The sequence below is a fragment of the Haliscomenobacter sp. genome (assembly GCF_040403615.1).
In the GTDB taxonomy this organism is placed as follows: Bacteria; Bacteroidota; Bacteroidia; order Chitinophagales; family Saprospiraceae; genus Haliscomenobacter.
On sequence record NZ_JBBAKG010000039.1, the window covers coordinates 44,370 to 55,723 of the forward strand.

General features: G+C 48.0%; 7 protein-coding genes. 4 read left to right on the forward strand and 3 right to left on the reverse strand.

Features of this window, described 5'->3' with window-relative positions; all coding sequences use genetic code 11:
• Nucleotides 1–38: 38 nt before the first annotated feature.
• Both ABW391_RS14375 and ABW391_RS14380 read left to right on the forward strand, forming a co-directional pair.
• The gene (locus tag ABW391_RS14375) at nt 39–1,175 is read left to right on the forward strand and encodes an Lnb N-terminal periplasmic domain-containing protein (RefSeq protein WP_353482579.1); all 1,137 of its coding nucleotides are present in this window, start codon (nt 39–41) and stop codon (nt 1,173–1,175) included.
• Between the two features lie 67 nt (nt 1,176–1,242).
• Nucleotides 1,243–1,863 (forward strand): HAD family hydrolase, encoded by a 621-nt coding sequence (locus ABW391_RS14380; protein ID WP_353482580.1) that lies wholly within the window; start codon nt 1,243–1,245, stop codon nt 1,861–1,863.
• Here ABW391_RS14380 and ABW391_RS14385 read toward each other — a convergent pair.
• A complete protein-coding gene (locus tag ABW391_RS14385; RefSeq protein ID WP_353482581.1) occupies nt 1,860–3,044 on the reverse strand; it encodes a phosphorylase family protein in 1,185 nt (394 codons plus the stop codon). The genes ABW391_RS14380 and ABW391_RS14385 overlap by 4 nt on opposite strands.
• A 132-nt stretch (nt 3,045–3,176) precedes the next feature.
• Here ABW391_RS14385 and ABW391_RS14390 point away from each other — a divergent pair, with 132 nt between their 5' ends.
• Complete coding sequence (locus tag ABW391_RS14390; protein WP_353482582.1) at nt 3,177–4,472, forward strand: acetylxylan esterase; 1,296 nt, start codon at nt 3,177–3,179, stop codon at nt 4,470–4,472.
• 163 nt (nt 4,473–4,635) lie between these two features.
• Here ABW391_RS14390 and ABW391_RS14395 read toward each other — a convergent pair whose 3' ends face one another.
• Both ABW391_RS14395 and ABW391_RS14400 read right to left on the reverse strand, forming a co-directional pair.
• The gene (locus tag ABW391_RS14395; RefSeq protein WP_353482583.1) at nt 4,636–4,944 is read right to left on the reverse strand and encodes a hypothetical protein; all 309 of its coding nucleotides are present in this window, start codon (nt 4,942–4,944) and stop codon (nt 4,636–4,638) included.
• 74 nt (nt 4,945–5,018) lie between these two features.
• Nucleotides 5,019–7,889: a DUF6797 domain-containing protein gene (locus tag ABW391_RS14400; protein WP_353482584.1), complete on the reverse strand. Its 2,871-nt coding sequence runs from the start codon at nt 7,887–7,889 to the stop codon at nt 5,019–5,021.
• Between the two features lie 887 nt (nt 7,890–8,776).
• Here ABW391_RS14400 and ABW391_RS14405 point away from each other — a divergent pair.
• On the forward strand, nt 8,777–11,191 hold the full coding sequence (locus ABW391_RS14405; RefSeq protein ID WP_353482585.1) for a DUF3536 domain-containing protein: 2,415 nt from the start codon (nt 8,777–8,779) through the stop codon (nt 11,189–11,191).
• Nucleotides 11,192–11,354: the final 163 nt, after the last annotated feature.

Genomic DNA, 11,354 nt, shown 5'->3' on the forward strand with positions numbered 1-11,354 from the left:
CGCGTTCCCAAAGGCGCTCCACCATAATCCAGGTAGTCATGTATGTTCGTCTTCTTGTGTTGATTTTTCTCGTGCTGGCGCTGGGCTCCAGGCCTTCCATTGCTCAAGGTCGCTTCAATTTTTCCGACAGCACCAAGGTCAGTTTGCTCACTTGCTCGCCTGGAGATGAGCTGTACAGCACCTTTGGACACAGTGCAGTTCGGGTCAACGATCCCCTCAGCGGCATTGACGCCGTGTTCAATTGGGGCATCTTTGATTTCAACACCCCCAATTTTTATTGGAAGTTCATGACGGGCAAACTCCTGTACCAAATGGGTGGACAAAACTGGTCGAGCTTTCTGGAAGAGTACAAAATGATCCAGCGAGCGGTGGTCGAAACGCCGATTCACTTGCCGCTGGAGGCCAAGCGCAAATTACTCGTCACCATCGAAGACAATTACCTGCCCGAAAACCGAAAATACAAGTACGACTTCTTTTTTGACAATTGCGCTACCCGCATTAGGGACGTCGTAGAGCGGGCCTTGCCCATTCAATACGTAGATACGGCGCGCACCATCAAACCACTGCGGCGTTTGTTGGACGAGTACCTGAGCAATATGCCCTGGTCGGATTTTGGCATCGACCTGATTCTTGGCTTGCCCACCGATCAGGTTGGCACTTTCCGCTACGAGATGTTTTTACCTGATTATTTGGGCAAAAACCTGCCCCATGCGCGTTATCGCGGACAAGCGATTACCGGGCCGGAAGTTGAAATCCTGGCGGCCACTCCCCTACCCCCTTTCAAAGGCCCCAAACCGCTCCTGGTCATGAGCATCGTGATGTTGGCATGGGTAGCGCTGGGCTTTTTGAAACAAGCGAAATTGATACTGATAATGGACAGGTTCTTTTTTTCCCTGATTGGCTTTGCGGGTTGTTTAATGCTTTTTCTTTGGCTGGGTACCGACCACCTGGCTACCAAAGACAACCTCAACGTACTCTGGGCCAATCCCTTCTATTTCTTCGCCCTGGGATCACTCAAAGGCAAGCGCAAAGTGTGGCTCTGGATCGTTGGCGGCTTGTGTGTATTCACCCTGGCATTTTTTCCATTTTCACCACAATTGTTGCATCCGGCGATAATTCCAATTTTGATTGCCGTAGCGCTTAGAAGTTTTAAAATCGCCCGTTTTGGAGTCTGATTTTCGCCATCATCAGCGTTCTAAACAATTAAAAACCAGCACCAACCACCCATAAAAACACCCAAATATGAATTACCCAACCCAATTCGACACCATCATCTTCGACCTTGGCGGTGTACTCGTAGACTGGAACCCCCGTTACGTATACCGCCAAATATTTTCAGACGAAGCCGAAATGGAGCGCTTCCTGCAAGAAGTGACCACCAACCACTGGAATGAACAGCAAGACGCAGGCCGCACCCTGGCAGAAGCAACGGAAATCTTGGTAGCAGAGCATCCTCATTTCGAAACCGAAATCCGCGCCTACTATGGCCGCTGGACGGAAATGCTGGCGGGTGCCATCGAAGATACGGTTGCCATTTTGGATGAAATCATCAAGAGCGGACGCCACCGCGTATACGCACTCACCAACTGGTCGAACGAAACTTGGCCCTATGCCCTGGAGTATTTCCCGTTTATGCGCTGGTTTGAAGGTGTACTGGTTTCTGGCGATGAAAAGCTGATCAAACCCGATCCGGCCATTTATGAACTGATCCTGAGCCGCTACAACATCGACCGCAGTACCGCCCTATTCATCGACGACAACCTCAAGAACATCCATGGATCCTGGGCCGTGGGACTTCCGGCAGTGCATTTCGAATCACCAGGACAATTGCGGCAGTTTTTGGCGGAGAAAGGGGTGCTTTAGGCTTCGTAGACTTTCATTCCAAATCCCTCGAATACTAATTTCTTATTGAACAAGTGCAGGCAGATATTAAGCGCAGTTTCGATAGCTAAAGCCTGCTTTGCTTCTTTCTGATTGCCTTTTTTGCCGTCGGCAAAATCACAAATGGATTTGACCAGAATCCAATTGGTGTTTTTGTCCTGGCAGGCTGCGTATAAACCAGCCCCTTCCATTTCGCCACCTTTGGCCGTGGGAAACAACCCTTCCAATTCCTCCCGGAAATTCAGGTTGTCCACCAGTTTTTCACCGGATAAGATGTCGCAGAGTTCCATTTTTGCCTCTTCGCCATTCGGCAATTGGTACTCCCAATCGCGAAGGTTTTTGAAACTATTGCGCAAGGAATTGCTCGCTTCGGGTTTACTGCCCCTCCAGATGATCCCGTTGGCTCCAACCTTTTGAATTTCATAAGGCAGGATGTGGTTGGAGACCAATACATCACCGATGTTTTGCTTGTTGGCATCCAAACCAAAAGCGATTCCAACCATGAGCACAAACCGGGGCCTCAGGGCCACAATGGCGTTGGAAACGGTCAAAATAGCGCCCATCGACGCAACCGAACCCATGGTACCACACTCTACATTGGCTACCACAAAATTTCCAAATTTGCCGATAAAATAGGTGGCATTGTCTTTTTTAGCCTCTAACAAACCCATCTCCCCGGGAAGGGGAACCATCTTTTGGTGCAAAGCTCTGGTTTCGGTTTCGGTAGCGGTGACCAGCAAAATCAAGCCTTTGTCACTGTAGGCATCTACTTCGTCGAAAGCAATTTCGTCGTATTTGGGTTTGGGATGGGTTTGTTTTGGCAGCGGCACAAAGCGGTCAGGTACTTCCGGCTCTGGTTTCTGGGCAGGCGCTGGCTTTTCCGCTTTTGCAGCCTTGCATACGAAGGTACCATCGTCTTCAAACTGGTCGGTGTAATCCCGCAAGGCATTGCTGATGCGGTTTAGTTGCAGGTTGTAATCCCGAGGATCGATGGTAAGGCTTCTATTTTGAGTTTCATTGCGGTTGAAACGTCCTGACAGCAGGATGAGGTAACCATTGAGGTCGCTCTGTCCGTTTTTTTCAGTTGCTTCCAAAAATTCTTTAATTGCTTGTCCAGTTTTTCCGTCGGAAATTAAACTATTGATGCATTGCTTCAGGGTCATCTGTATGTATTTTCTTTCCAAAAGTAATATTTTCCTGGCGATTGTAACCGCCCACGCACATAAATTTAATGGGATGAAAAATCCACTTTAATTCCTTTCTTTTGTACAAACAAACAAAAACATCAACCAATCATGCAAAAACTTGTATCCTCCCTATTGTTTGGCGCAGCCATCCTGCTCAGCATCGCCACTCAGGCACAGCCCGTTGAGCGATTGATCAAAGTCATAGTAGGAACCGACCACGACAACTGGACTTACCGCAGCGGCGAAAACGTCAATTTTTCGGTTTCGGTGTTCCGCAATGGCAATTTGCTCAAGGACGTGCGCGTCCGATACGAGATCGGTCCCGAAAAAATGCCCGCTACCAAAAAAGAGAGCATCACCCTGAAAACAGGCAATACCACCCTTGCCGGAGGCAGCCTGAGCAAGCCCGGCTTTTTGCGCTGCATCGTGATTGCCGAGGTGGAAGGCAAAGAATACCGCGGCCTGGCTACTGCGGGCATTGATCCCGATAAAATTCAGCCCGCCATTGAAAGCCCGAGCGATTTTCTGAGCTTCTGGGAAACCGCCAAAACTGACCTTGCCAAAATTCCGCTCGATGCCAAGATGACCTTGCTGCCCGAACGTTGCACCGAAAAAGTCAACGTTTACCACGTCAACATCCAGAATTTCCGGGAAGGCAGTCGCATTTATGGCATCCTCTGTATACCCAAAAAGGAAGGGAAATACCCTGCAATCTTGCGCGTACCGGGGGCAGGCGCCCGTCCTTATGCTGGAGATGTGCGTACGGCTGAGAAAGGGGTCATCACCCTAGAAATCGGCATCCACGGCATCCCCGTTACCATGGATGTCAGCGTGTACAACGACATGATGGCCAGCAGCCTCAGCGGCTATTGGACCAACAACCTCGACGACCGCGACCGCTACTACTACAAGCGGGTTTACCTGGGCTGTGTACGCGCCAACGACTTTCTGGTGAGCTTACCCCAATACGACGGCAGCAACCTGGCTGTAACAGGCGGCAGTCAGGGCGGCGCACTCTCCATTGTCACTGCGGCCCTCGATTCGCGAGTGAAATGGGCAGCCCCCATTTATCCTGCGCTATCCGACATGGTGGGTTACCTGCAAGGCCGGGCTGGGGGTTGGCCGCATATCTTTGATGCCAACAATCCGCAAAACAATACTCCCGCCAAAATCAAAACCTCCGCTTATTACGATGTGGTGAATTTTGCCAAACAACTGAAAGTACCTTGCTTCTACTCGATGGGTTTCAATGACGAGACCTGCCCCCCGACGTCCATGTGGGCGGTGTACAATTCCATTGCCGCACCAAAAGAACTCAAACTTTATCTGGAAACGGGCCACTGGACTTTCCCCGAAGAAAATGAAGCTGTGACGAATTGGTTGTTGGGGAAATTGGGGAAGTAGGGTCGAGGGAATAATGGTACCAGTCTGGACTTGTACCAGCGGGTACCCAAAGCGACACCAACGGGAACGCTGATGACGCTGATCTAGCGGATTTACACGGATTTGATCTGTGAACATCCGCTAGATCTGCTTCAGGGGTATGATTATTCAATACTTCACATCTCTACGCTTTTTTCTCCTCTTGTTCTGACTTCGCGATCAAAGCCTCGATGTATTCGAATTCGATGCCAACCATGAGCGCAATCTCCGGCACAGGCATTTTGGCAATTCTGTACAGATTGAGGATGGTATTGTTTAATCGAAGGCGTTCTTCTTCGGCGCGTTGGTGTTCTTCTTCTACTGCTCGCATCCGTTCTTCTACAGCCAGCATCCTTTCCTCTTCGGCCCGTTGCCGTTCTTTTGCCAGCAGTTCTTCAAAAACTTTCTGCGCTTTTGATTCCCCTTCTTTTACTATCATGTCGTAAGTACTCATCGTCGTTTGGTTTAAGACAGTTGGCAAAGTTTGAATAAAATCATGTACTTTATCCTTGGCAATTTCGGTGTTTTTTAACGTGGCACTTTATTAATCGTCAGGTAAACGGTATTGCTCACCTTCTGGCCATCCGCCGCTTTGGTATTCAATCGGATGCGCAGGGTGTTTACGGTGGTGATTTCAGGGATGTGCAGAAAAATTGATTGTTGGTCGGCACCTAGGTTTGCACTTTGCACCAGCACTGTATCTTCCCCTTTTTGCTCGGGATTTTTCAAAGAATAATGTGCCGAACCGTAAGTACTTGTCCAATGGTAATTCCACTGATGCAATTGGTAATTGGAAAGATTTTTGACTTCTGTATCGTCCAGTTTAAAATTGAATTTCAACACAATTCCGTCTTTTGCTACAAAGGCATCGGTCATTAAATGTCCTGTTCCACCCTTGTATCTCACTCTGCTCAGCACCCCATATTGCGTGGCAACGCCATCGTCCCATCCAGTCAAACCGGTAGTGTACAACTGTTTGTCAACCGGATTCACGATAGCCCGCTGGATTCCGGCATCAAATTGGAAAGGCAGAGCCACCATTGCGCCCTGAGGTATTCCGTCGCAATCGTGGGCAAAAAATTGATACAGCCACCCCGTGCCGTAACTGCTGTGAATAAACTGATCTCCCAGCGGGCCCCAGCTTTTATCGCTCCAGATTCCACCTCCCGGAGAATTGTCAAATTCCTGGGGTATCCACAAGGCTGGTGGACTAAAGGACGTAGGGACTTTTACCAAATCGGGTCTAATGACTCCTTTGCTTACCTCTTCCGGGCCAAATTTTACGCCATTGGGACTCCACTCTTTTTGAGCGAGGTTGGGAACATACCCATAGAATTTGTCTTTTTCAACCAGGTTGATTTTATTTGCAGGAATCCAATTGCCCTGGTTGTCACTCACAAAAATGCGATCGTCTGGCGTGATGGTAATTCCGTTGTTGACCCGAAAACCAGTGGCCAGGCTTTCTCCTGTTTTGCCATCCGGTGAGACCCGGATCAAGTTCCCAGGATCTTTATTGTCAGTGTATTCACCGGGTTTGACGTAATAGAAGTAGCCTTTGCTATCGGTAACTAAGCCAAAATTGAAGGCGTGGAAAAAAGCCGAAACATCTTGATCGGGATAAAACAGCTCGTAAAAATCTGCTTCTCCATTTTTGTTCAAGTCATGCAACCGAACAATCCCGTTTCGACAAGTCACAAAAATTTCATCGTTGATGACTTTTATGCCCATGGGTTCATAAAGTCCTGTTGCGAAGCGTTGCCAGCCAATATTTTTTAACTCCTGATCAATACCCGTAGCCATCCAAAGGTCACCCATATAGGTAGCCATCAACAAGCGACCATCACTCATGAAATCTATCGCGGTGGGTCTGATCCAGGCCATTTCGGGATTGTCAAAGGGCAAAGCAATGTTGTCTACCGCATAGGGGTAGTCTGCTGGAATTGCAACAAGCTTTGAGGGCGATGTCTTGTCCTGATCGCGATAATACATGGGGTCAAAGTGAGGACGGGACACATTTAACTGGCCATGTACCGTGGTTTTTTTTACGACCCTGTTGACGCCATGCAACATGAAATCCAGCCCAGCTTGAGGTTTTTTAGAAGCTTGAGCTTTGAAAAAAGCCCCAAATTGGGCAATATCTGCCTTTTCTTTGCCTGAAAAACGGTATACCTGTAGCTTTATGGTGTCCTTACTGGCAGGTATAGTGACCAAAAAGCGATGACGATCATCCACTCGCCAGCTGATGCCTGGCGAAGCAGCAACAATGCCACTGGCAATGCAATGCTCGGAACCATCGGCAAGTTTGCTCATGCTCAGCAGCAATTTGTCTTCAATTCCTGCTTCTGGAGTTAAAAACTTTCCCTGCAATGAAGCAATTCCTTCCTGATAAGTGGCCGCGCTGTCTCTGAGTTGGCCAATGCAAAGCAGCTCTTCACGCGATCCAGGGCCAATGACCAAAGTTTGAACCAGAACTGGTTTCTGCTGGAGATACAAAGCCTGAGGATGCTCCAGAACAGATCTACCCGAAATGGCGTAAGACAAAACTACCTCCTTCCCATAGGCGTAATGGCCATTGTATTTGAGGAATTGTGAGGGCAAAGGAGCACGAATTCCGGTTGCTTTTTTCAAACTATCCAGCTGGTTATTGTACAACCATTGCCAGCTGTCGAGTCCAGGCAGTTCAACACCTTCCACAAAGGGCTCTCCTTCACCGCGGTAGAGCTTGAATTTGGTTTCTGAAACATTCAGTTTTCCTTGCCAGGCCGCTAGAGTGCCCATGCGGTGCAAGTTGTAACTAAGATTGACCTGATTGTCGAGCTTGATGGTCAATACCGAGGTGCCCAGTCCTTGGAGTGGAGAATGAATGGCGTGCCCATAATTGCTGTTCTGGTTCATGAACCACTCCTGGCCGTATTGGAGTGAGCCAGACAAGGCTTGTTTTTTGACCAGGCTCAACTGTTGTTGCGTAGTCTTTTGTGGCTTGGGGAGGGTAGCAAGATAGGCATTGGTGATTTTGAAATATTGCCCCGGATTTTTGTCTTTTAAAAAAGCTTCTCGAATGTATTGAATCACGTAATAGCGTTCCTCTGGGTTCAACCAGTTTTGAGAAGCCATCATCCCTGCGCCATTCGTAATTGTTTTCCACATCTCGTAAGGCTGATTGCCAAATCGCAAAGGGTCTTTGCTAAACGAACGCGCTTGTGGAAGCGAAGACGTTCCATCCATTCCATGGCAGGCACTACAGGCTTTCAGGTAGATCAGTTTCCCTTTTTGAAGGGTTTTTAGATTCAATGATTGGACAACCTGGGCATGATCAATGTCCTGAGCATAAGCCGATACTTGCATTAAGAACACAAGTGAACAGGCTTTCCAAACCTGCGAAAGGGAACGATGCAGCATAAAATCTATTTTGTTACACCAAAATAGACATTTTTTTGTTGAAAATGCATTTCGCACCTAGCGACTCGATTTAAAGAACCTTGTGTTCTCTCAGAGGCGGGATTAGTAGCTTCTCTTCATTTTTTACTCCTCTTGCTTCGACTTCGCGATCAAAGCTTCTATTTATTCTGGTTCGATACCAACCATGAGTGTAATGTCTGGTACAGGCATTTTGGCCATTCGGTGCAGGTTGAGGATGGTGTTGTTTTTGATTCCCCTTCTTTTACTATCATGTCGTAAGTACTCATCTTCGTTTGGTTTAAGACCTTGGGCAAAGTTTGAATAAAATCACGCACTTTATCCTTGGCAATTTCGGTGTTTTTTAAAAAATATGCAAGCAGGAGACCTAAATCGGCGGGGAATGGTCACTTGGTATTGAGACGCGGTGTACCTCGTTTAAACAACTGTGTTCCAGACCTTCCAGGCCTGCGATTAAGACACAAAATGCATTGCTGGCAAGGTTGTGCTGGTGATGACCAACCCCCAAGCCCCTGGGAGGGGAGTCCAGCTTACGTTAGGTCAAAATGCTACCTTTTTTTAGCAACAGTAAGGTTTTTACTAACCGAAAATGTGCTCCCCTTCCAGGGGTTTGGGGGTTGGTAACTTTCGTAAATCGTTCACTATCAATGCTAAAATCAAGTATCGAAAGATGTGTATAATCGGTAGACCTTCCAGGGGCTGGGGGTTGGTAATCACCAGCACAACATTGCCAGCAATGCATTTTTGTGTCCTAATCGTAGCTCCTGAAAATCGGTAAACTTTCCCAGGCTCTTTCACGCATTTTTCGCAATTTTTCCGTAAACTTGCCTAGCAAGTGGTTCAACCACTTATTCGACCCAAACAAGACAATGAAAAAAGAAAAATACGTGTGCATCCACGGACATTTTTACCAGCCTCCGCGTGAAAATGCCTGGCTGGAAAGCGTGGAACGTCAAGACTCCGCAGCCCCATTTCACGATTGGAACGACCGCATCAACTTTGAATGTTATGCGCCCAATACCGCTGCCCGCTTGCTGGACAACGACAAGCAAATCATCAACATCGTCAACAATTACGCCCGGATCAGCTTCAATTTTGGCCCAACCCTGCTTTCCTGGATGGAAAAAGCCGATCCTGCCACTTACCAGGCCATCCTACAGGCCGATAAAGAGAGCAGATCGATCATGGGTGGGCGTGGTTCAGCCATGGCTCAGGCATATGGGCACTTGATATTGCCCTTGGCCAACCGCCGCGACAAAGAGACTCAAGTCATTTGGGGAATCCGCGATTTTGAATCCCGCTTTGGCCGCAAGCCAGAAGGGATGTGGCTCGCTGAAACTGCCGCCGATACCGAAACCCTGGAAGTATTGGCGGAAAACGGGATTGTTTTCACGGTGCTTGCACCCCGCCAAGGCAAAGCCATTCGCAAAATTGGCGCCGAAACCTGGGAAAATATTCCCGCCGATAGCATTGATCCTCGTCGGGCTTACCTGTGCAAATTGCCTTCTGGCAAAAGCATCAACCTGTTTTTTTACCACGGCGGCATTGCCCAGGATGTAGCCTTCAAAGGCATCCTCAACGATGGCATCAACTTTGCCAAATCGATCTCCAGTGCCTTTGAAAACATCGAAACGCCCCAACTCATCCATGTCGCCACCGATGGGGAAAGTTATGGCCATCACCACCGTTCTGGAGAGATGGCACTGGCGGCATGTCTCGATCACCTGGACAAGCATACCGATATCCAGGTTGTCAACTACAGCGTATATTTAAGCAAATACCCCCCGGAATGGGAAGCGCAAATCCATGAAAACAGTTCTTGGAGCTGTGTGCATGGGGTAGAGCGCTGGCGCAGCAATTGTGGGTGCAATTCTGGCGGCAGATCGGATTGGAACCAAAACTGGCGTGCCCCTCTTCGCGAAACGCTGAATTGGTTGCGCGATGAATTGATTCCCATTTATGAAACCAAAGCTGCAGGTTTCCTCAAAGATGTTTGGGATGCACGCAATGGTTATGTTGAAGTTATCCTGAACCGGGGAAATGAAAGTGTCTTGCAAAAATTCTTACACACGTATACTTCCCGAACTTTAGACGAAGCGGAAAAAACTCAACTGCTCAGATTGTTGGAGCTTCAGCGCCAGGCCATGCAGATGTTTACCAGTTGTGGGTGGTTTTTTGATGAAATATCCGGGCTTGAAACGGATCAGATTTTGCAATACGCCAATCGTGCCATTCACTATGCCGAACAAGTTGCGGGGGTAAAATTGCACGACGAATTCTTGCGTCGACTGGAAACCATTCCCAGTAATTATTACGAAAATGGCGCCACCAGTTACCGAAAAAACGTGATCCCAGCAATGGTTGATCTTTCGAGGGTAGGCATGCATTATGCGGCATCTTCACTGTTTGAAGAGTATCCCGAAAAACTGGAGATCTTCAATTACCAGATGGAAAGTGAGGTTTTTCACCGCCATGAAGGAGGCAATCAGCGGATTGCGTTCGGACGAACAAAAGTTCGCTCAAAAGTAACCTTGTCGGAGAAGCCTTTCAGTTTTGCGGTGCTTTATTTGGGGCAGCAAAACATCATCGGCCACATCTCGGTGGACATGAACAAAACGGCTTTTGAAGAAATGGGCAATAAACTGGTACCCGCTTTTGATAAAACTGACCTTGGCGACGTCGTAGGCGTGATGCAAGATTATTTTGGCTCAGAACGCTTCACCTATTGGCATTTGTTCAACGATGAAAAACGCAAAATTCTCGGTCGGATTTCGGAACGCAGCCTGAATGCAACGGAGACGGTTTTTCGGGAAATTTACAACGACAACTACCAATTGATGACGGGCATTCAATTGAGCAATATTCCCGTTCCCGAAACGTACCTGACCGCGGTCAAGTTCATCCTGAATCACGATTTAACGGAAATGTTCTCTAATGGCAACCTAATCAACATCCGCAGCTTGAAGCGCCTGATCGATGAATTCAAAAAATGGGGTGTCAAGCTGACCAATAAATCCAGTTTGCGCCTGACCATGAGCGAACGGGTGTACCACGAAATCCAGGTCATTTTGCAAGAAAAAGAGAAATCGCTGGATCGCCTGCTCTTGCTCAATCAAGCCATGGAAAGTTTGAAAGAAATCGAACTGGAACTGAATACCTGGAAGGGACAAAACTTGTACTTTTCTTCCTCCCGCCAAATGAAACGCATGCAATTTTCCGTGCATTGGTGGACGGAGTGGACCCGATTGGGTAAACACCTGGGCGTGAAGGCGGTGGAGGCTTAACCTCAAAACGCGAATGGAATGGAACATTCTTTATTCCATTCGTGTTTTAAAAAAATAGCGTAAAAGTTTAGCACCCACCTTCGGTGGGGTGCTTTTTTAAAAAATAGCCAGTAGAGTAGAGAGAAGCGGCGTTGCCGCTTCTCCCCCTCGTCAATCCGTACGT